Origin of the sequence: Micromonospora zhanjiangensis (assembly GCF_042650605.1) — a bacterium.
In the GTDB taxonomy this organism is placed as follows: domain Bacteria; phylum Actinomycetota; class Actinomycetes; order Mycobacteriales; family Micromonosporaceae; genus Micromonospora_J; species Micromonospora_J zhanjiangensis.
On sequence record NZ_JBHSBN010000002.1, the window covers coordinates 447,994 to 467,392 of the forward strand.

General features: G+C 73.5%; 19 protein-coding genes. 11 read left to right on the forward strand and 8 right to left on the reverse strand.

The window, feature by feature from the left end; genetic code table 11:
* The first annotated feature begins 33 nt into the window (after positions 1-33).
* Complete coding sequence (locus ACFOX0_RS05160; protein WP_377542354.1) at positions 34-858, forward strand: NAD(P)H-binding protein; 825 nt, start codon at positions 34-36, stop codon at positions 856-858.
* A 70-nt stretch (positions 859-928) separates the two neighbouring features.
* Here the strand turns inward: ACFOX0_RS05160 and ACFOX0_RS05165 are convergent, their stop codons facing one another.
* From ACFOX0_RS05165 to ACFOX0_RS05175, 3 genes are all read right to left on the reverse strand, one after another.
* Positions 929-1,867 carry a hypothetical protein gene (locus ACFOX0_RS05165; protein ID WP_377542355.1) on the reverse strand — a complete coding sequence of 313 codons (939 nt, stop codon included), beginning with the start codon at positions 1,865-1,867 and terminating at the stop codon, positions 929-931.
* 144 nt (positions 1,868-2,011) lie between these two features.
* On the reverse strand, positions 2,012-4,111 hold the full coding sequence (locus tag ACFOX0_RS05170; RefSeq protein WP_377542356.1) for a 3-hydroxyacyl-CoA dehydrogenase NAD-binding domain-containing protein: 2,100 nt from the start codon (positions 4,109-4,111) through the stop codon (positions 2,012-2,014).
* The gene (locus ACFOX0_RS05175; RefSeq protein WP_377542358.1) at positions 4,108-5,319 is read right to left on the reverse strand and encodes a thiolase family protein; all 1,212 of its coding nucleotides are present in this window, start codon (positions 5,317-5,319) and stop codon (positions 4,108-4,110) included. The genes ACFOX0_RS05170 and ACFOX0_RS05175 overlap by 4 nt, the downstream gene beginning before the upstream one ends.
* Positions 5,320-5,482: 163 nt before the next feature.
* Here ACFOX0_RS05175 and galE point away from each other — a divergent pair, with 163 nt between their 5' ends.
* Positions 5,483-6,484 carry a UDP-glucose 4-epimerase GalE gene (galE, locus tag ACFOX0_RS05180; RefSeq protein WP_377542359.1) on the forward strand — a complete coding sequence of 334 codons (1,002 nt, stop codon included), beginning with the start codon at positions 5,483-5,485 and terminating at the stop codon, positions 6,482-6,484.
* A 20-nt stretch (positions 6,485-6,504) separates the two neighbouring features.
* On the opposite strand, the gene ACFOX0_RS05185 is transcribed toward galE, so the two are convergent.
* Positions 6,505-7,824 (reverse strand): ribonuclease D, encoded by a 1,320-nt coding sequence (locus tag ACFOX0_RS05185; protein ID WP_377542361.1) that lies wholly within the window; start codon positions 7,822-7,824, stop codon positions 6,505-6,507.
* Between the two features lie 825 nt (positions 7,825-8,649).
* Between ACFOX0_RS05185 and ACFOX0_RS05190 the strand changes: the two genes are divergently transcribed.
* Positions 8,650-9,411 carry a S1C family serine protease gene (locus ACFOX0_RS05190; protein ID WP_377542363.1) on the forward strand — a complete coding sequence of 254 codons (762 nt, stop codon included), beginning with the start codon at positions 8,650-8,652 and terminating at the stop codon, positions 9,409-9,411.
* Between the two features lie 47 nt (positions 9,412-9,458).
* The gene (locus ACFOX0_RS05195) at positions 9,459-10,022 is read left to right on the forward strand and encodes a hypothetical protein (RefSeq protein WP_377542364.1); all 564 of its coding nucleotides are present in this window, start codon (positions 9,459-9,461) and stop codon (positions 10,020-10,022) included.
* 21 nt (positions 10,023-10,043) lie between these two features.
* Here ACFOX0_RS05195 and ACFOX0_RS05200 read toward each other — a convergent pair whose 3' ends face one another.
* Positions 10,044-10,616, reverse strand: a complete 573-nt coding sequence (locus ACFOX0_RS05200) for a DUF3000 domain-containing protein (RefSeq protein WP_377542365.1) — start codon at positions 10,614-10,616, stop codon at positions 10,044-10,046.
* A 132-nt stretch (positions 10,617-10,748) separates the two neighbouring features.
* Between ACFOX0_RS05200 and hemE the strand changes: the two genes are divergently transcribed.
* Genes hemE through hemQ form a run of 3 tightly spaced genes read left to right on the forward strand, consistent with a single transcriptional unit; the run spans position 10,749 to position 13,947 of the window.
* Positions 10,749-11,834 (forward strand): uroporphyrinogen decarboxylase, encoded by a 1,086-nt coding sequence (gene hemE / locus ACFOX0_RS05205; RefSeq protein WP_377542367.1) that lies wholly within the window; start codon positions 10,749-10,751, stop codon positions 11,832-11,834.
* Positions 11,835-11,836: 2 nt separating this feature from the next.
* Complete coding sequence (gene hemG / locus ACFOX0_RS05210; RefSeq protein ID WP_377542368.1) at positions 11,837-13,249, forward strand: protoporphyrinogen oxidase; 1,413 nt, start codon at positions 11,837-11,839, stop codon at positions 13,247-13,249.
* Positions 13,246-13,947: a hydrogen peroxide-dependent heme synthase gene (hemQ, locus tag ACFOX0_RS05215; RefSeq protein WP_377542369.1), complete on the forward strand. Its 702-nt coding sequence runs from the start codon at positions 13,246-13,248 to the stop codon at positions 13,945-13,947. Before hemG ends, hemQ begins: the two co-directional genes overlap by 4 nt.
* A gap of 128 nt (positions 13,948-14,075) precedes the next feature.
* Here hemQ and ACFOX0_RS05220 read toward each other — a convergent pair whose 3' ends face one another.
* The 3 genes from ACFOX0_RS05220 to msrB all read right to left on the reverse strand — a co-directional run bounded on the left by ACFOX0_RS05220 (position 14,076) and on the right by msrB (position 15,492).
* Complete coding sequence (locus ACFOX0_RS05220) at positions 14,076-14,585, reverse strand: GNAT family N-acetyltransferase (RefSeq protein WP_377542370.1); 510 nt, start codon at positions 14,583-14,585, stop codon at positions 14,076-14,078.
* Positions 14,586-14,703: 118 nt separating this feature from the next.
* Positions 14,704-14,964, reverse strand: a complete 261-nt coding sequence (locus ACFOX0_RS05225; protein ID WP_377542372.1) for a Prokaryotic metallothionein — start codon at positions 14,962-14,964, stop codon at positions 14,704-14,706.
* A gap of 114 nt (positions 14,965-15,078) precedes the next feature.
* On the reverse strand, positions 15,079-15,492 hold the full coding sequence (gene msrB / locus ACFOX0_RS05230; protein WP_377542374.1) for a peptide-methionine (R)-S-oxide reductase MsrB: 414 nt from the start codon (positions 15,490-15,492) through the stop codon (positions 15,079-15,081).
* 151 nt (positions 15,493-15,643) lie between these two features.
* Between msrB and ACFOX0_RS05235 the strand changes: the two genes are divergently transcribed.
* The 4 genes from ACFOX0_RS05235 (at position 15,644) to ACFOX0_RS05250 (ending at position 19,274) form a co-directional block, all read left to right on the forward strand.
* On the forward strand, positions 15,644-16,198 hold the full coding sequence (locus ACFOX0_RS05235; RefSeq protein WP_377542376.1) for a hypothetical protein: 555 nt from the start codon (positions 15,644-15,646) through the stop codon (positions 16,196-16,198).
* A 37-nt stretch (positions 16,199-16,235) separates the two neighbouring features.
* Positions 16,236-17,279, forward strand: coding sequence for a non-homologous end-joining DNA ligase (gene ligD / locus ACFOX0_RS05240; RefSeq protein ID WP_377542378.1), 1,044 nt, complete (start codon positions 16,236-16,238; stop codon positions 17,277-17,279).
* 86 nt (positions 17,280-17,365) lie between these two features.
* The gene (locus tag ACFOX0_RS05245; RefSeq protein ID WP_377542379.1) at positions 17,366-17,965 is read left to right on the forward strand and encodes a SigE family RNA polymerase sigma factor; all 600 of its coding nucleotides are present in this window, start codon (positions 17,366-17,368) and stop codon (positions 17,963-17,965) included.
* Positions 17,958-19,274, forward strand: coding sequence for a hypothetical protein (locus tag ACFOX0_RS05250; RefSeq protein ID WP_377542381.1), 1,317 nt, complete (start codon positions 17,958-17,960; stop codon positions 19,272-19,274). Before ACFOX0_RS05245 ends, ACFOX0_RS05250 begins: the two co-directional genes overlap by 8 nt.
* Positions 19,275-19,399: the final 125 nt, after the last annotated feature.

Sequence of the window (19,399 nt, forward strand, 5' to 3'; positions counted from 1 at the left end):
TACCGAAGAGAACCTACCGGAACGGATGACCTCATGATCCTGGTTACCGGGGCCGCGGGCGGCCTGGGCACGCTGATCGCCGAGCGGCTGGCCGACCGTGACGACACCGTCCTCGGGACGCGCGAACCATCGCGACTCGAGACCCCACTACCTGTCCGCCGGATCGACTTCGACGATCCCGACACGTTGGTCACCGGCTTTCAGGGCGTGGCCGTGCTGTTGATGATCTCGGCTGGCTACGGCGAGGACGACACCGTCATAGCCCGGCACGGGACCGCCCTCGACGCGGCCGAGCAGGCCGGTGTCAGGCATGTCGTCTACACGAGCCTGACCGCCGACGGCGATCACCTTCCCTATGCGCTGCCGCACCGCTGGACCGAGAGACGCCTGCGGCGCAGCGCCATGGACTGGACGATCCTGCGCAACGGTCTCTACGCCGAGTTGTTGGCCCGGCTGGCGGCGCCGTCCGAGGACGGGCGGATCACCGCTCCGCTCGGCGAGGGTCGGCTGGCGGCGGTGGCCCGCGCGGATCTGGCCGACGCCGCGGCGCGGGTGGTGGTGGACGCCGGCGCTCACGCGGGGCAGGTCTACGAACTCGTCGGTGAACAGGCCGTCGGGGGCGCCGACCTGGCCCGGGCCCACGGGCCGCACATCGCCTACGAGCCGGAGACACTCGCCCGGGTCCGTTCCCGCCTGGCCGCCACCGGCATCGAGCCGTTCCAGGTGCCGATGCTGGTAGGCACCTACTCCGCCATCGCCGCAGGATTCATGTCCCACACCGGTGGTGACCTGCGTCAATTACTGGACCGCGCCCCGCGCCCCACCCACCCGGTGCCCGACACCCTTGGTCGATCATGAAGTTGTTGTCGCGCCGCATCGTGACGGGCGACAAACAACTTCATGATCGACAGGGCTGGGTGGGAGCCGGTCAGGAGCGTTGTTCGACCTGGGCGCGGATCTGGTTGAACTCGGCCTGGGTCTGGTCGGCGGACCGGTAGTAGATGGCCACCACGCCGAGGCTGCCCTTGTCGGCCCAGATGCAGATGCCGACCTTGATGGATAACTCGACCTTGGCGTCACCGCACTTGGCCGTGCCGCCCAGCGGCCCGGGGTCGACCGTGGACATGGTGCCGATGACCAGCTTGGCGTTGCGCATGCCGGTGACGGCGTTGTCGATCTCCTTCGCCTCGTCGGCCACCGGGGCCGCCGCGGCTGCGATCATGACCAGGTCCTTGTCCGCCGGGTTGCCGTAGAAGGCGCCCACCGCGCTGTTGGCGCTGGGCACACTGCTCTTGATGCCGGCCGCCATCGCGTCGGCCGCCTCCTTCAGCCGCGCCTCGGTCACCTTGGGTCGGCTGCCCAGCTTTTCCGGCTCCACCACCCGGGTGTTCGCCGCGGCGTCCACGGCCGCCGCGTCGTCGCGCAGGACGAAGTAGGCGGTGGTGCCGCCTCCGGCGCAGAGCAGCAGCACCACCGCGAGCACGATCAGGACGACCTTGCCGGCGCCCGACTTCTTCGGCGGTGCCGGCACCGGGGCGCCCGGGTAGCCGGGATACGCCGCGCCGGGGGCGGGCTGCTGACCGTACGGCTGCTGACCGGGGGGAGCCTGGCCGGCGTACTGCGGCTGGCCGTACGGGTTCTGTTGGCCGTACGCCGGTTGGCCGGGGGTGGGCTGCTGCCCGTACTGCGGCTGGGCGTACGGGTCCTGGCCGTAGGGAGGCTGACCGCCGTACGCGGGTTGCTGACCGTACGGGTCCTGGCCGTAGCCGGGCTGGCCCGAGGTGGGCCCGCCGTACGGCTGACCCGGGTGGGGCGGTCCCGAGGGTTGCTGGCCGTAGGGCGGCCCGGAGTAAGGCGGCTGGGACATGACGACTCCAGAAATCGGGGTGATCGGGCGATCCTAGTGCGGCGGTACGTCACCCGTGATCCCGCCGGTCGACACCGCAAAGGGCTCCCGGTACACCTCGATCGGTGTACCGGGAGCCCTTCTCGATCAGAACCGGGGCGGTGGTCAGCCGGGCAGGCTGGCCGCGCCGCGGGGCAGGAAACGCCGGCCGGTGACCCGCTCGGCGGTGCCGGTGCGATCCAGGTACGGGGTCACCCCGCCCAGGTGGAACGGCCAACCGGCGCCGAGGATCATGCACAGGTCGATGTCCTGCGCCTCGGCCACCACGCCCTCGTCCAGCATCAGCCGGATCTCCTGCGCCAGTGCGTCCAGCGCGTTCTGGCGTACCTGTTCGGCGGTCAGCGGCCGGTCACCGACCACCAGCAGCTTGGCCACCTCGGGGTTGACCTGGTCGTCCACCACGATCGGCTGGCCGGCCTCGGCGATCCGCCGCAGGTTGTCGCTGACCGCGAAGCGGTCCGGGAAGGCGGCGTGCAGGGTGCCGCCGACGTGGTGCGCCACCGCCGGTCCGACCAGCTGGAGCAGGGCGAGCGGACGCATCGGCAGACCCAGCGGGTCGAGCGCGCTGTCGGCCACCTCCAGCGGGGTGCCGGCGTCCACCGCGGCGAAGATCTCGCCGAGGAACCGGGTGAGCAACCGGTTGACCACGAACGCCGGGGCGTCCTTCACCAGTACGCAGGACTTGCGCAGCTGCTTGCCGACCGCGAAGGCGGTGGCCAGCGTGGCGTCGTCGGTGCGCTCGCCGCGGACGATCTCCAGCAGCGGCAGCACCGCGACCGGGTTGAAGAAGTGGAAGCCGACCACCCGTTCCGGGTGTTCCAGGTCGGCCGCCATCGCGGTGACCGACAGCGACGAGGTGTTCGTCGCCAGCACCGCCTCCGGGGAGACGATCTTCTCCAGCTCGGCCCAGACCTGCTTCTTGACGTCCAGGTCCTCGAAGACCGCCTCGATGACGAAGTCGGCATCCGCGAACGAAGTGAGCTGGCCCGAATTCTCTGTGGCGAAAGCGTCTGCGGTTGTCGAGCCGGAGATCAGGCCGTACAGCTTGGCGGCCGTGCCCTTGTCCATCCGGCCCTTGGAGACGGCCTTCTCGATCTCGGTGTGCACGTAACCGACGCCCTTGTCGACCCGCGCCTGGTCCAGGTCGGTCATGACGACCGGGACCTGCAACCGGCGGGCGAACAGCAGGGCGAGCTGGCTGGCCATCAGGCCGGCGCCGACGATGCCCACCTTGGTGACGTCCCGGGCCAGGCCGGCGTTCGGCGCGCCGGCCGGCCGCTTGGCCCGCCGCTGCACCAGGTCGAAGGCGTACAGGCCGCTGCGCAGCTCCTCGCTGAACACCAGGTCGGCCAGGGCCTCGTCCTCGGCCGCGGTGCCGGTGGCGAAGTCCGCGTCCTTGGCCGTCTCCAGCAGGTCCAACGCCTTGTACGCCGCCGGTACCGCGCCGTGCAGCCGCTGGTCGAGGGTGGTCCGGGCGAAGTACAGCACGCCGGCCCACATGTCCTTGTCCACCTCGGGACGGGTCACGGTGATCTGGCCGCGGACCACGCCGGCCGCCCATTCCAGCGACCGTTCCAGGAAGTCCGCCGGCTCCAGCAGGACGTCCGCGATGCCCATCTCGGCGGCCTGCTTCGGCTTGAGCATCTTGTTCTGCATCAGCGGGTTCTGGATGATCACCTGGGTGGCCGCCGGGATGCCGATCAGGTTCGGCAGCAGCTGGGTGCCGCCCCAGCCGGGTACCAGGCCCAGCGACACCTCGGGCAGCGCCAGCGCCGCCGCGCCACCGGAGAGCGTCCGGTAGTGGCAGTGCAGCGCCAGTTCCAGGCCGCCACCCATGGCCGCGCCGTTGACGAACGCGAAGGTCGGCACCGCGCTGTCCTTGAGCCGGGCGAAGACCCGGTGGCCGAGCCGTCCGATCTCGACCGCCTGCGCGCGGTCCGGCAGCAGCGGCAGGCCGGTGATGTCCGCGCCGACGCAGAAGATGTACGGCTTGCCGGTCACCGCGACGAACGCCGGGTCGGCGGCGAGCGCCTCGGTGATCGCGGCGTCCAGGCTGGCCAGGCCCGCCGGGCCGAAGGTGTTCGGCTTCTTGTGGTCGAAGCCGTTGTCCAGCGTGATCAGCGCCGCCGGCCGGTCCAGTCCGGGTACGTCCACCATGCGCAGCAGCGCCCTGGTGACCACCTCGTTGGGGTTCGTGACGCTCACTTGTCGCCCTCCTGAGTGGTCGCGCCGCTCCAGTTGGGGTTCTCCCAGATGACGGTGCCGCCCATGCCGATGCCGATGCACATCGCGGTGATCCCGTAGCGCACCTCGGGGTGCTCGGCGAACTGGCGGGACAGCTGGGTCATCAGCCGTACGCCGGAGGAGGCGAGCGGGTGGCCGATGGCGATCGCGCCGCCCCACTGGTTGACCCGGGGGTCGTCGTCGGCGATGCCGAAGTGGTCGAGGAAGGCGAGCACCTGGACCGCGAACGCCTCGTTCAGCTCGAACAGGCCGATGTCGTCGATGGTCAGACCGGCGATCTTCAACGCCTTCTCGGTGGACGGGATCGGGCCGATCCCCATCACCTCCGGCTCGACGCCGACGAAGCCGTACGAGACCAGCCGCATGCCGATCGGCAGGCCCAGCTCGCGGGCGACGTCCTCGGCGGCCAGCAGGCTGGCGGTGGCACCGTCGTTCAGGCCGGCCGCGTTGCCCGCGGTCACCTTGCCGTGCGGGCGGAACGGGGTCTTCAGGGTGGCCAGCTTCTCCAGCGAGGTGTCCCGGGGCGCCTCGTCCACGGTGGCCAGACCCCAGCCGGTCTCCGGGTCGCGGACGGCCACCGGCACCAGGTCCGGCTGGAGCTTGCCGTTGGCGTACGCCTTGGCGGTCTTCTGCTGGGAGGCCAGCGCGAACGCGTCGGTGCGCTGCTTGCTGATGTGCGGCACCCGGTCGTGCAGGTTCTCCGCGGTGGCGCCCATCACCAGGGCCGACGGGTCGACCAGCTTCTCGGCCAGGATCCGCGGGTTCGGGTCGACGCCCTCGCCCATCGGGTGCCGGCCCATGTGCTCGACCCCGCCCGCGATGGCCACGTCGTAGGCGCCCATCGCGATGCCACCGGCGACCGAGGTGACGGCGGTCATCGCGCCGGCGCACATCCGGTCGATCGAGTAGCCGGGCACGGTCTTGGGCAGCCCGGCGAGCAGCGCCGCGGTCCGGCCGATGGTCAGGCCCTGGTCACCGATCTGGGTGGTGGCGGCGACGGCGACCTCGTCCACCCGCTCCGGTGGCAGCTGCGGGTTGCGTCGCAGCAGTTCACGGATGCAGCGGATGACCAGGTCGTCGGCGCGGGTGTTGGCGTACATGCCGCCCGCCTTGCCGAACGGGGTGCGGACGCCGTCGACGAAGACGACATCGCGTACTTCACGGGGCACTTGTGAGCCTCCTTGCCAGCTGGGCCGTCCCTCGGATGCTACTCGCCGGTAACTACCGATGGCGGCGCCGGGTGTGTGGTCCGGCCCACACCTGGCGGGCCGGGCGGTTCACCCCGGTCCGGTACGTTGAGCGCGGCGACAGTCGTACGGCGTGGAGGCGGGCGTGAAGGTACTGGTTGCGGGGGGCGCGGGCTTCATCGGGAGCACCGTGGTGTCGGCCTGCCTGGACGACGGGCTGGTCCCGGTGGTGCTGGACAACCTGTGCACCGGACGGGTCGAGTTCACCCGGGACCGGATCTTCTACCGCGGCGACATCGCCGACGGCGCGCTGCTCGACCGGATCTTCGCCGAGCACCCGGACATCGCCGCCGTGGTGCACGCCGCCGCGCTGATCGTGGTGCCCGACTCGGTGGCCGAACCGCTGCGGTACTACCGGGAGAACGTGGCCAAGTCGATCGACTTCATCGACCACGTGGTCCGCAACGGCTGCCGGCGCTACCTGTTCAGCTCCTCGGCCGCGATCTACCGGCCGGGCGAGGACTTCTCCGTCGACGAGACCTCCCCGGTCGAGCCGACCAGCCCGTACGCGCACACCAAGGCGATGCTGGAGCAGATCCTCGCCGACGCGAGCGTGGCCACCGGCCTGCGGGCGCTGTCGCTGCGCTACTTCAACCCGATCGGCGCCGACCCGCGGCTGCGCACCGGCCTGCAACTGCGCCGGCCCAGCCACGCCCTGGGCAAGATGATCAACGCCTACGTCGACGGCGAGGAGTTCCTGATCACCGGCGTGGACTGGCCGACCCGGGACGGCTCCGGCATCCGCGACTACGTGCACGTCTGGGACCTGGCCCGGGCGCACGTACAGGCCCTGCGCCGGTTCGACCGGATACTGCCGCCGGACGGCGACCGGACCCACCTGGCGGTCAACATCGGCACCGGCGACGGCACCACCGTGCGCGAGCTGGTCGCCGCGTTCAACACCGTCGCCGACCGGCCCCTGCGGGTACGCGAGACCGCGGCCCGCCCCGGCGACCAGGCCGGCAGCTACACCCGTACCGGCCGGTCGCGGGAACTGTTGGACTGGAAGCCGGAGCTGACCGTCGCCGACGGCATCCGCGACTCGCTGCGCTGGGCGGCCCGCCGCGACAGCGTGCTGACCGACTGACCGGCGGTCGGGCGGCCCGATCACTCCGGGGCGGGCAGCGCGGTGGCGAGTTCGGTCGCGATCAGACCGACCTGCCAGTCGCGGGCGCCGAGACCGCGCAGCGTCTCGGCCACCGTCTCCGGCGTGATCTCGTCCGGCGGCGTCCAGGCCAACCGGCGTACCGAGTCCGGGGTGATCAGGTTCTCCGGCGGCAGCGTGTGCGCCGCCGCGAGCCGGGTCACCACCTCCCGGCACCGGGCCAGCCGGGCCGCCGCCACCGGGTCGCGTTCCGCCCACCGGTGCGGCGGCGGCGGTCCCTCGACGGTCGGGCTCACCGGCAACGCGTCGTCCGGCAACTGCCGGGCCGCGTCCAGCGCCTCCAACCAGGTACGCGCGAGCCGGCGCACCGACCGGCCGCCGAAGCCGGGCAGGGTCAGCAGCGTCCGCTCGTCCTTCGGATCGAGTTCGGCGGCGGCCACGATAGCCGCGTCCGGCAGCACCCGGCCCGGGGCGGAGTCGCGGCGGGCGGCGATCGCGTCCCGCGCGTACCACAGGGCCCGGACCCGGGACTGCGCCCGCGCGCCGCGGACCCGGTGGATCCCGGAGGTACGCCGCCACGGATCGGGTCGCTGCCGGGGTGGCCGGGTGCCCCAGGCGATAAGGGCGGCGAACTCCTCGGCCGCCCACTCCTGCTTGCCCTGCCGTTCGAGCTCGGCGGCGAGCGAGTCCCGCAGCTGGTCGAGCAGCTCGACGTCCAACGCCGCGTAGGTCAGCCAGGACTCCGGCAGGGGTCGGCTGGACCAGTCGGCGGCCGAGTGATGCTTCTCCAGGGTGTAACCGAGTAGCTGTTCGGTCAGCGCGGCCAGGCCGACCCGTTCGAAACCGGCCAGCCGGGCGGCCAGTTCGGTGTCGAACAGCCGGCGCGGTCGTAGGCCCAGTTCGGCCAGGCAGGGCAGGTCCTGACTGGCCGCGTGCAGGACCCACTCGGCGTCGGCGATCGCCTCGTTCAGGGTGCTCAGGTCGGGCAGCGGCAGCGGGTCGATCAACGCCGTGCCGGCACCGGCCCGGCGTAGCTGCACCAGGTAGGCGCGCTGGCTGTAGCGGTAGCCGGAGGCCCGTTCGGCATCGATGGCCACGGGTCCGGTGCCCGCGGCGAAACGCGCCACGACCTCGGCGAGTCCGGCGGCGGTGGCGACGGGCTCGGGAGTGCCGTCGCGGGGGGCGAGGAGCGGAACGGGCCCGCCGGCAGTTGGGTCGGGCCCCACGTTCTCGGGCTCCGGCGCGGGCGCCGCAGCGGTGGATGGCTCGGCCCCTGCTCGGCGTTGCGCGGCCCGACGGCGCAGGGGTGGTTCGTCGGTCACCTGGGCAACCCTAGTTGTTCAACCAGCCGTAGCTCACACAGCCGGGGGTCGACGCGTCCATTCCGTTACCTGGTTGCCGCAATGGCGGGCTTCTGGGTCAATGTCCCCGTAGCCACCCCGGGGGCGACGAAAGTCCGGCCCAGCCGGTACCGTCCCTGCGGCTCGGCACCCGCGACCGGCGGTTGCCCGGTGGTGCGACGCTGAGTCGTACGTCTCACGGGGAGGGCGTTCGTCATGTCTTCGGGTTACCCGCCGCATCCCGGCCAGCCGTCCGGTCCGCCGGCGCCCCGGGCGCCCTGGGACGAGCCGACCGGCGTCGCGCAGCCGGCACCGCCGGCACCATCGGGCGGACCACGGCACAGTCAGGAGCCGGACGCCGGGCGGAGCGAACCGGCCGCCCCGCCGCCGGGTCCGATGCCGCCCCGCTTCGAGCCGCGACCGGCGCAACCCTGGCCGCCGGCCGAGCCCCAGCCGGCGCAGCCCCAAGCCCAGCCGGCGCAGCCCCAAACCCAGCCGGCGCCGTCCTGGTCCGGGCCGCAGCCTCAGCCGGCGCGTTCCTGGGCCGACGCGCAGCCCCAACCGGTGCCGCAGCCCCAGCCGGTGCCGTCGTGGCCCGGCGCGCAGCCCCAGCCTGTCCCGTCCTGGCCCGGCGGGCAGCCTCGGCCGGAGCAGCCTCCGCCCGGGCAGCACGCCCGGCCCGGGGCGCAGCCCTCGCCGGAACAGCCCGCGCCGGTTCCGACCGGCTCCGGTCTCCCGCAGGCGGGTCCGGTCGGACCCGGTTTCCCGCCGGCCGGGCCGGCCCGGACCGGCCGGCCCGGTTGGCCGGTGCTGACCGCGCTGGCGCTGGTCGGCGTCCTGTTGTTGGTCGCCGTGGTGCAGACGATCCAGCTCAACCGGTTGTCCGACCGGCTGGACCGGGCCGAGCGGCAGGTGGCGCAGGGCCAGCAGCGGGACGGCGAACGACTCGACGGGCTGACCGAGCGGGCCACCGCCCTGGAGAAGCAGGCCGGCACCGTGTTCAACCCCGAGGCGGTCGCCGCGGCGGTACTGCCCAGCGTGTTCCGGGTCCGGGCCGGCCAGTTCACCGGCACGGCCTTCGCCATCGGCAAGCCGGCCGACGGGGGCGGCACCAACCTGTTCACCAACTTCCACGTGGTCGAGTCGGTGTGGCAGGCCGGTGGTCGTCAGGTCGACCTGGAACGCACCGGCCAGCGGTTTCCGGCCACCATCGTCAAGGTCGACAAGGACAACGACGTGGCGCAGCTGCGGGCCACCGGCCGGTTCACCGGGCTCACCGCCGCCCCCACGGCCGTCAAGGCCGGTCAGCAGATCGTCGTGGTGGGCGCTCCGCTCGGCCTCGAGGACACCGTCACCACCGGTGTGGTCAGCGCCCTGCGCAAACCCGAGAAGGGATCCGGGCCGGCCGTGCAGTTCGACGCCCCGATCAACCCGGGCAACTCCGGCGGCCCGGTGATCAACGGCGCGAAGCAGGTGGTCGGCATCGCCACCGCCAAGGCCCGGGACGCCGAGGGCATCGGCCTGGCCGTACCGATCGGCGTCGCCTGCGACGGTTTCAAGATCTGCTGACCGGCACTCACCACACGACCGTCAACACCGTTCCACCTGGAGGAAGCGTGTCCTACCCACCCGCCGGGCCGCCCATTGGTCAGCCGGCACCGGCCTCCGCCCCGCCGTACCCGGCCCAGTACCCGACGGCACCCATGTCCGGCCCGCCGATGTCCGGCCCGTCGATGTCCGGACCGCCGATGTCCGGCCTGCCGTACGGCGGACCGTCGCCGGCTCCGGGCGGCGGCCGGAAGCTGCTGGTGCTGGCCCTGGTCGCCGGCCTGCTCCTGCTGGTCAGCGGCGTGATGACCACGCTCTACATCGGCACGGCGGGTGACCTGGAGCGGGCCGAGAAGGTGGCCTCCGAGCGGGCAGCCAAGATCGAAGTCAACGGTAAGGAGATCGACAGCCTCAAGCGGGACCTGGAGCAGGCCAACGACAAGCTGAAGGCGACCGAGCAGGACCTGACCGGCACGCAGAACGCCCGGGACGAGCAGCAGCGCCAGAAGGAGGTCATCGGCAAGTGCCTCGACCTGCTGACCAAGGCGCTCACCGCCAAGTCGAAGGCCGAGTTCGACAAGCTCGCCAAGGAGGGGGAGAAGGTCTGCGACGAGGCCGAGAAGTACGTCTGACCGGCGTCGGCCGGTGCCGCGTCAGGCGGCGCCGGCCGGTCGGTGCCGCGGCAGCGCGGTGACCCCGGGCGGGGGCAGGCCCGCCGTCGAGGCCAGCAGCGCGCACCAGGCCATCAGGTGCGGCGTCAGCTCGTCGGCCAGCGGGGTCCACGAGGCGCGCAGCTCGATGTCGCCGGCCGCCGGTGGTCCGGCCAGGTCGCCGAACCGGGTGGACATCGTCTGGGTCACCGTGCCGCCCAACGCCCGGTAGGTCGCGTCCTGGGCCTCCAGCGCGTCGGTCAGCCAGGTCCAGCCGACCCCGGGCAGCAGCGGATCGGCGGCCAGGTCGGCCTCCAACTCGGCGGTCACGTAGGTGACCAGCCGCAGTGTTCCCTCCCATGCCTCGTGCCCGTCCGGGTCGTGCAGCAGGATCAGCCGTCCGGTGGCGACGTCGTCACCGTCCCGCCACACGGTCGCGCTCAGCGCGAAGGCGTACGGGGCGAGCCGCTGCGGGGCGCCGACCTCCTCGAGTTGGATCTCGTCCCGGGGCGTCGCCGCGCGCAACCCGGCCACCGCGCGGGCGAAGGTCTCGGGTGGCGCGATCGGCGGAACCATGTCGGCAGCCTAAGCCGATCGGCGGGCGTGCGGCCGATCGGCGCGCCGGGGCGGGCCGTCCGGCTACCCGCCGGTTCACAAATCCCGACGGTGCCCGCCCGGGGACCGGCGCCGCGTGGCACGATGGCGCCGATGAGCACCACGACTACGGGCGGCGCAGCCCGCGACGCGAGCCCCGCACCGGACGGCGGGCCGGCCGATTCGCCGTTCGTCCGGGCCTGCCGGCGTGAGCCGGTGCCGCACACCCCGGTCTGGTTCATGCGCCAGGCCGGCCGGTCGCTGCCGGAGTACCGGGAACTCCGGGCCGGTGTGCCGATGCTGGAATCCTGCCGCCGCCCGGACCTGGTGACCGAGATCACCCTGCAACCGGTCCGCCGGCACGGCGTGGACGCCGCGATCCTGTTCAGCGACATCGTCGTCCCGGTCGCCGCGGCCGGCATCGACCTGGACATCGTGCCGGGAACCGGGCCGGTGGTCGCCGAGCCGATCAGGTCCGCCGCCGACGTCGAACGGCTGCGCCCGATCACCGTCGACGATGTCTCCTATGTGGACGAGGCGGTCCGGTCGTTGGTCGTCGAGCTGGGCGACACCCCGCTGATCGGGTTCGCCGGTGCCCCGTTCACGCTGGCCAGCTACCTGGTCGAGGGCGGCCCGTCCCGGACGCACGCCCGCACCAAGGCGCTGATGTACGGCGAGCCGGAGCTCTGGCACGCGCTCTGCGCCAGGCTGGCCGACATCGCCGGCGAGTTCCTCCGGGTGCAGGCGCGGGCCGGCGTGTCCGCGGTGCAGCTCTTCGACTCCTGGGCCGGCACGCTCTCCGAGGCCGACTACCGGCGGTACGTCCTGCCGCACTCGCTGGCCGTCCTGGAGGGGTTGGCCGACGCCGGAATCCCGCGGATCCACTTCGGGGTGGGCACCGCGGAACTGCTCGGCGTGCTCGGCGAGGCCGGCGCCGACGTGGTCGGCGTCGACTGGCGTACCCCGCTGGACGCGGCCACCGTCCGGATCGGGCCGGGCAAGGCGGTGCAGGGCAACCTGGACCCGTGCGTGCTGTTCGCGCCGTGGCCGGCGGTCGAGAAGGAGGTACGCCGGGTGCTGGCCGAGGGACTGGCCGCCCCGGGACACGTGTTCAACCTCGGGCACGGCGTGTTGCCGGAGACCGACCCGGAGGTGTTGACCCGGGTGGTCGAGCTGATCCACCAGGCGTCCGCCCGCTGACCATGCGGACCGGAGCGCGGATCGCCGTACTGGGTGGGGGCATCGCCGGCCTGGCCGCCGCCGTCCGGCTGGCCGACCGGGCGCCGGCCGGCACCTCGGTCACCGTCTACGAGCAGTCCGGTGCGCTCGGCGGCAAGCTGCGCACCGGCGAGGTGGCCGGCTCCCCGGTGGAGTTCGGCGCCGAGTCGTTCCTGGTCCGCGACCCGTCCGGCGGCGACTCCGCGGCCGTCGGGCTGGCCCGTCGGGTCGGGCTCGGCGACGCCCTGGCGCACCCGAGCACCGGCCAGGCCGCGATAGCGGTGGCCGGCGGGCTCCGGCCGATCCCCGGCGGGACGCTGGTGGGCGTACCCGGGGATCTGGACCGGGTGGCGACGGTGGCCACGCCTGCGCGCGACCGGGACACCGACGGCGGCCGGCCGTTGCTCGGCCCGGACGAGGACGTGGCGGTCGGCGCGCTGGTCCGGCGGCGGTTCGGCGACCAGGTCGTCGACCGGCTGGTCGACCCGATGCTCGGCGGCGTCTACGCCGGGCGGGCCGACCGGCTCTCGCTGGCCGCGACCATGCCGGCGCTGCACCGCGCGGCCCGCGTCGAACACACGCTGACCGGCGCGGTCCGGGCCGCGCAGGCCGCCGCCGCGCCGCGGACCCCCGGCGCGCCCGTGTTCGCCACCCCGGCCGGCGGGATGACCCGGCTGGTCGAGGCCGCGGCCCGGGCCAGCGGCGCGACGGTCCGGCTCGGCGCGACGGTACGCGAGATCGCGCCCACCCCGACCGGCTGGCGGCTGGTGGTCGGCCCGACCCGGGATCCGGAACTGGTCGAGGTCGACGCCGTGCTGCTGGCGGTGCCGGCCCGCCCGGCGGCCCGGCTGCTCGCCGGCGTGCACGCCGGTGTGGCCGACCGGGTCGGCGCGCTCGACTACGCCAGCGTCGCGCTGGTCACCCTCGCCCTGCCGGCGCCCGCCCTGCCGGCGCTCTCCGGTTTCCTGGTGCCGGCCGAGGCGGGCACCCTGGTCAAGGCGTCGACCTTCTTCACCACCAAGTGGGGTCACCTGCGCCGGGACGACGGCGTGGCGCTGGTCCGCGCCTCGGTCGGCCGGTACGGCGAGGAGCACCTGCTGCAGCGCCCCGACGAGGAGCTGACCGAGACCGTGCACCGGGAGTTGTCCGGCCTGCTCGGCGCGCGGCTGCCCGCCCCGCTGGCCGGTCACGTGCAGCGCTGGGGCGGCGCGCTGCCGCAGTACCCACCCGGTCACCTGGACCGGGTGGCCGCGGTGCGGGCCGCGCTGCGGGCCGCGCACCCGACGCTGGCCCTGGCCGGCGCCGGCTACGACGGGGTCGGCATCCCGGCCTGTGTCCGGTCCGGCGAGACGGCCGCCGAAGAGATCATCGAGAGTCTGGGAGGATCCGGGGCATGACGGAGCAGACCAACGCCGCGCGGCTGCGCGAGCTGAACGACACGATCCGGTACACCATGTGGTCGGTGTTCCGGGCGTGCAACGGGCTGCCCGCGCTGCGCGACGGCATCGCCGCCGAGGTCGAGTCGCTGTTCGAGGAGCTGTCCGGCAAGGACGTCACGGTGCGCGGCACGTACGACGTGTCCGGGCTGCGGGCCGACGCGGACATCATGATCTGGTGGCACTCGTCGTCCAGCGACGCGCTGCAGGAGGCGTACGGGCGGCTGCGCCGGACCCAGTTCGGCCGCAACCTCGCGCCGGTCTGGTCGCAGTTGGCGCTGCACCGGCCGGCCGAGTTCAACAAGAGCCACATCCCGGCCTTCCTGGCCGGCGAGCAGGCCCGCGACTACCTGTGCGTCTACCCGTTCGTCCGGTCCTACGAGTGGTACCTGCTGCCGGACGCCGAACGCCGGGAGATGCTGGCCGAACACGGCCGGCTGGCCCGTGGCTACCCGGACGTGCGGGCCAACACGGTGGCCTCGTTCGCGCTCGGCGACTACGAGTGGATGCTCGCGTTCGAGGCCGACGAGCTGCACCGGATCGTCGACCTGATGCGCGACCTGCGCGCCTCCGGGGCACGCCGGCACGTCCGCGAGGAGGTCCCCTTCTACACCGGCCGCCGCCGCTCGGTCGCCGAACTGATCAACGCCCTGCCGTGACCCGCTGACCCGCCCCGGCGGCATCCCGACCGCCGCCTCGCGGTTCCGGTCGGGGGCTGGGGAAACCCGGTGCTGCTGGGACGACACTGAGTTTCCCCAGCCCGCCGACCCGGCGGCGCGCGCCGTCGCTACCGGGCCGGTGGCCGGGGGTCGCGGCGCATGGGACGGTGCGGGATGCCGTCGTCGAGGTACTCGGCGCCGGTGACGACGAAGCCGTACCGGGCATAGAGGTCGACCAGGTGCGACTGCGCGTCGAGCACCACCGTCCGGTCGCCGACCAGGGTCAGCGCCTCGGTCAGCAACCGGTCGGCCAGTCCCGCGCCGCGCGCCGCGCTGGCGACCACCACCCGCCCGATCCGCGCCACACCCGGGTCCCCGTCCCCGAAGCCGGCGGCGCCGGCGTCTCCGGCACCGGGTGGATCGGTCAGGATGCGCAGGTAGCCGACCGGCTCACCGGCCCGGGCCAGCCACACGTGCCGGGTGCCCGGTTCCAGGTCCCGACCGTCGAGTTCCGGGTACGCGCACGCCTGCTCGACCACGAACACGTCGATCCGGAGCCGGATCAGGTCGTGCAGCGTACGGGTGTCCAGCTCGGCGAACGACGCGACGTGCAGGTCCAGCGGCGGGGGTGGCGGCATCCCGCGATGGTAGGGCCGCCCGGGTCGGGAAGATCCGTCGGGCGGCTCCCACCGGACGGCCGACCAGGGCGCCTTGCGGCGCAGGACCCGGTAGCTGGGCCCGGTGCCGGACGGCATCTCAGGCGGGGCGGGCGCCGACCGCGTCCCGGACCGCGGCGCCCTGCTCGCTGTCGGCGGAGCGGGCGCAGTGCGCGCAGCAGAAGAAGCGCCCGGACACCTCGACACCGTGCCCGACGATCCGGCACTGGCAGTGCTCGCAAATCGGGGCGAGCTTGTGGATCGCGCACTCGAACGAGTCGAAGACGTGCGTCTGGCCGCCGACGGTGTGCACCTCGAACGCCATCCAGTAGTCGTTACCGCAGACCTCACAGGTCGCCATCACAATCCCCCCGATCACCGATTCCTGTTGCCAGCTTGCCGGCATCGGGGGGACGGGACAACCGAAATGCCGGAAATGACGCCATTGGTGGTCAAAGCCGGCAGACCAGCGCGGTCAGCCGGCCTCGCGCGGGTCCAGCCGCAGGGAGACCGAGTTGACGCAGTGCCGGGTGTCCTTCGGAGTGAAGCCCTCGCCGTGGAAGACGTGCCCGAGGTGGCTGTCGCACCGGGCGCAGCGGATCTCGGTGCGGGCCATGCCCAGGCTGCGGTCCTCGATCTCGCGGACCGCGCCCGGGATCGCGTCGTCGAACGAGGGCCACCCGCAGTGGGATTGGAATTTGGTGTCGCTGCTGAACAGTTCGGCCCCGCAGGCCCGGCAGCGGTACGTACCGGGCGTCTTCGTGTCCACGTACTCGCCGGTGAACGGGCGCTCGGTGCCGGCCTCGCGGAGCACCCGGAACTCCTCCGGACTCAGCCGTACCCGCCACTCGTCCTCGGTGCGGGGCAGGTCGTTCGTCTCGTCAGCCACCCGCCCAGCCTACGTCGGCAGCGCCGACCGCCGGCCCGTTGTCGGCAGGCCGAGCCGGATCCGTTGTCGGCAGGCCGAGCCGGATCCGTTGTCGGCGGCGCCGACCGGCATGACGATGATTACCAATCGGCGACGGCGTCGTTGACAGGACATGCGGGCGGCCACCCGGCCGGAGGGTGAGTATCTCGGCAAACACCACACCGCGGTGCTGGCCAGCTACCGGCTGACCTGGGGACAGGCGCTGATCCGCGGGCTCGGCCCGGGGGTCGGCGCGGCGGTCGGTTCGCTGTCGGTGCTCGGCGTGCTGTGGCTGCTGCCGGGCCCGGTGGACGCGGTCGCCGGGACGACGTTCCGGCAGCATCCACCGTCCCCGCTCGCCTGGCTGGCGGTCGCCGTGCCGCTGGCGGCGGGGGCCGCGCTGACCGGGTTCGCCCGCTGGCACCGCAGCGCGGTGATCGACGAGATGGGCGTGCACGTCCGCCGCGGGCCGGACGGCTTCGCCCCGTGGCGCCAGGTCGTCGACGTCCGCGCCGAGCGCCGTCGCCGCCGTACCGTCGTGATGATCTATCTCGACGGCGACGCGGCGCTGCGGATGCGGGCGCCGTTCGACGGCGAGCTGCTCGGCCGCGATCCCCGGTTCGAGCAGAAGCTGTTCATGATCCGGCAGCTCTGGGAGACCCACCGGGACTGGAGCGTGCACGAGTAGGACACCGGGCCGGGGCCCGGTGCAATAGGGTCGCGGGATGGGTGGCAGCACGAAGGCCGGCGCCGTCGAGGTCGAGGTGGCCGGACACGCCGTACGACTGAGCAGCCCGGACCGGGTCATCTTCCCCGGTCGCGGCTTCACCAAGAAGGACGTCTTCGACTACTACCTGGCGGTCGGGGACGGCATCTTCCGGGCGCTGCGCGACCGGCCCACCACCCTGCAACGGTTCCCGGAGGGGATCGAGGGCGAGGCGTTCTTCCAGAAGCGGGTGCCGGCCCGGGGCGTACCGCCGTGGATCAGGACCGCGGAGATCAAGTTTCCGAGCGGCCGGACCGCCGACGAACTCTGCCCGGCGGACCTGGCGCACGTGGCCTGGGCCGCCCAGATGGGCACCATCGTCTTCCACCCCTGGCCGGTCCGCGGCGGCGACGTCGACCGCCCCGACGAGCTGCGGATCGACCTGGACCCGCAGCCGGGCACCGACTTCCACGACGCGGTGGCGGCGGCCGGCGAGGTACGGACCCTGCTGGACGAACTGGGCGCGACCGGCTGGCCGAAGACCTCCGGCGGTCGGGGCGTGCACGTCTACGTGCGGATCCACCCGAACTGGACGTTCACCGAGGTGCGCCGGTCGGCGATCGCCCTGGCCCGCGAGCTGGAGCGGCGCCGCCCCGACCTGGTCACCACCGCCTGGTGGAAGGAGGAACGCGGCCGGCACGTCTTCGTCGACTACAACCAGATGGCCCGGGACCGGACCATCGCCTGCGCCTACTCGCTGCGGGCCAACGGCCGGGCCACCGTCTCCACCCCGGTCACCTGGGACGAGTTGCCGGACGTGGAACCGGACGACTTCGACCTGCGTACCGTCCCGGCCCGGCTGGCCGAGCTCGGCGACCCGCACGCCGGGATCGACGACGCCCCCTGGGACATCACGCCGCTGCTGGAATGGGCCGACCGGGACGACCGGGCCGGCGCCGGTGGCGACCTGCCGTACCCGCCCGACCATCCCAAGATGCCCGGCGAGCCGAAGCGGGTGCAGCCGTCCAAGGACCGCGACCGCAAGGGCCGCGACACCGGGTAGGACCAACCCCCGTACCCCGCAATCTCCCGGCGTCCTCGTGCGTGGTCCATGACGTCCCCGTCCGGACGACGACGTCAGGAGCACCGATGCCCGAAGACCCGAGCCCGAGCGGTGACCCGCTCGACAGCGCGACCGGACCGCCCGGCATCGCCCGGCGGCCGCTCACCCCGGACACCTTCGCCGCCTTCTACCAGGCCAGCTACGGCCGGCTGTGCGGCCAGCTCTACGCCTACCTGGGCGACCCGGCCGAGGCCGAGGACATCGCCCAGGAGGCGCTGCTGCGCACCTGGCAGCGCTGGCGCCGGGTCAGCGCGTACGACGATCCGCTGTCCTGGGTCCGCCGGGTCGCGGTGAACCTGGCCAACAGCCGGTGGCGGCGGATCCAGGCCGGCGCCCGGGCGCTGCACCGGCACGGGCCCCGGGCGGCCCCGGTGCTGCTCGGGCCCGACCACGTGGCGCTGGTCGACGCGCTGCGTACCCTGCCCGAGCGGCAGCGCCTGGTGCTGGTGCTGCACTACCTGGCCGACCAGCCGGTGGCGGCCATCGCGGCCGAGCTGCGGGTGCCGAAGAACACCGTGCTGTCCTGGCTCAGCCGGGGTCGCGCCACGCTCGCCGACCGGCTGCGCGACGACGAACCGGAGCACGCCCGTACCGGCCCTACCGAGGGAGTGAACCGCCATGTCTGACCTGTCGCCCGACCCGGACCGGGACGAACTCGGCGGCCGCTTCGACGCGTACGCCTCGGCGGCCGTGCCGCAGTTCGCCGCGCCGCCGGTGGCCGACGTCGAACGGACCGGCCGGCGCCGCCGCCGGCGGCTGGCGACCCTGGGTACGGCGGGCGCGGTGACCGCGGTGCTGGTCGTCGCCGGGGTGGCCGGTCAGGGCCTGCTGCGCGGCCGACCGCAGGACGCCACCCCGGGTGCCCGCCCGTCGGCCACCGCCGCCCCGTCGCCGTCGTTCACGCCGTCGGACAGCGCGCTGGCTCGTACCGACCTGCGGAACGTGCTGGTCGACCTGCCGGCCTGGCCGACGGACCCGCCCCCGGCGGACCGGTGCCCGGCCGCCGGCGAGGTCCGGTTCGCCGGCGGCACCGCCACCGCCGGTGGCCTGCGGTACGGCGTCTCCGACGGGTTCGGCAAGGTCGGCGTGCCCCGCGACCAGCCGCTCACCGGCCGCCTGGCCGGCCTGCCCGACGAGGTGCGGGTGGTCCGCGTCTTCTGCCAGCCGGCCGCCCGGGAGGACATCGTGGTCGGTTCCGCCCTGCTGGCGGTGACCGCGCGGCCGGGCGGCGGCCTGCGCGGCCTGGCCTACCTGACCACCGAGCCGTTCGGCCGGCTCACCGGCACCGTCGTCAGCTTCGCGGACGGGCGACTGGTGCTCGACCTGCAACGGCTGGTGGGGTCCGTCCCGTACGCCCAGCGTCGCGAGTTCGGCTGGACCGCGGGCCGGCTCGGTCAGGTCGCCGGCCCGACCGCGCTGCCGAAGCGGCTGACCGTCGCGGACGCCGCCCCGCGCGACTGGGTCTACGACCTCACCGGGCTGGAACCCTCCACCGACCAGATCGCCTGCTACCCGTCGGACTCGGTGCGGCTGCGCGACGGGGTGGGCGACGTCCCCGGCTCGGCCGTCGGGCCGATCATCGACGGGCCGACCAGCACCGAATGCTCGGCCGGCACCGCCCGGCTGCTGCTGGACAGCTCCGGCACGGTGCCCGGGGCGGGTCCGGTCCGGTTCGTCACGGTCGCCGTCGAGATCGACGGCCGACTGCCGATGGTGGCCGCCTACGCCATGTACGACCGCGCCGGCAGCCTGGTCGTGCAACTGCTGGAGAACCGCCGGGTGGAGTCGGTCCGGCCGCCCACCGTCCAGCGGGTCACCGGCGATCAGCTGGAACTGTCGCTGACGACGGTGCGGGGCGAGCTGGGTTTCCGGTTCCGGTGGTCGACCGCGCCGGACGCCGGGCAACCGGCCCGGTCGTTCGTGAAGGTCTCCTGACGCGGTCGGCGGGTCGGGCCGACCCGACCCGCCGACCGCCGGACCCCCGCTGGTAACGATCAAGTAACGGGTGGCAACCTTTCTCCGCCCGGTCCGGGTTTCCTTGAGCGTTCGTCCCGACCGGG

Excerpts from the sequence above, each read along its gene's own strand:
- ACFOX0_RS05160 (WP_377542354.1), top strand. The coding sequence starts at position 34 with ATGATCCTGGTTACCGGGGCCGCGGGCGGCCTGGGCACGCTGATCGCC.
- ACFOX0_RS05165 (WP_377542355.1), bottom strand. The coding sequence starts at position 1,867 with ATGTCCCAGCCGCCTTACTCCGGGCCGCCCTACGGCCAGCAACCCTCG.
- ACFOX0_RS05200 (WP_377542365.1), bottom strand. The coding sequence starts at position 10,616 with ATGGTTCCGCCGATCGCGCCACCCGAGACCTTCGCCCGCGCGGTGGCC.
- hemE (WP_377542367.1), top strand. The coding sequence starts at position 10,749 with ATGAGCACCACGACTACGGGCGGCGCAGCCCGCGACGCGAGCCCCGCA.
- hemG (WP_377542368.1), top strand. The coding sequence starts at position 11,837 with ATGCGGACCGGAGCGCGGATCGCCGTACTGGGTGGGGGCATCGCCGGC.
- hemQ (WP_377542369.1), top strand. The coding sequence starts at position 13,246 with ATGACGGAGCAGACCAACGCCGCGCGGCTGCGCGAGCTGAACGACACG.
- ACFOX0_RS05220 (WP_377542370.1), bottom strand. The coding sequence starts at position 14,585 with ATGCCGCCACCCCCGCCGCTGGACCTGCACGTCGCGTCGTTCGCCGAG.
- ACFOX0_RS05225 (WP_377542372.1), bottom strand. The coding sequence starts at position 14,964 with ATGGCGACCTGTGAGGTCTGCGGTAACGACTACTGGATGGCGTTCGAG.
- ACFOX0_RS05235 (WP_377542376.1), top strand. The coding sequence starts at position 15,644 with ATGCGGGCGGCCACCCGGCCGGAGGGTGAGTATCTCGGCAAACACCAC.
- ligD (WP_377542378.1), top strand. The coding sequence starts at position 16,236 with ATGGGTGGCAGCACGAAGGCCGGCGCCGTCGAGGTCGAGGTGGCCGGA.
- ACFOX0_RS05245 (WP_377542379.1), top strand. The coding sequence starts at position 17,366 with ATGCCCGAAGACCCGAGCCCGAGCGGTGACCCGCTCGACAGCGCGACC.
- ACFOX0_RS05250 (WP_377542381.1), top strand. The coding sequence starts at position 17,958 with ATGTCTGACCTGTCGCCCGACCCGGACCGGGACGAACTCGGCGGCCGC.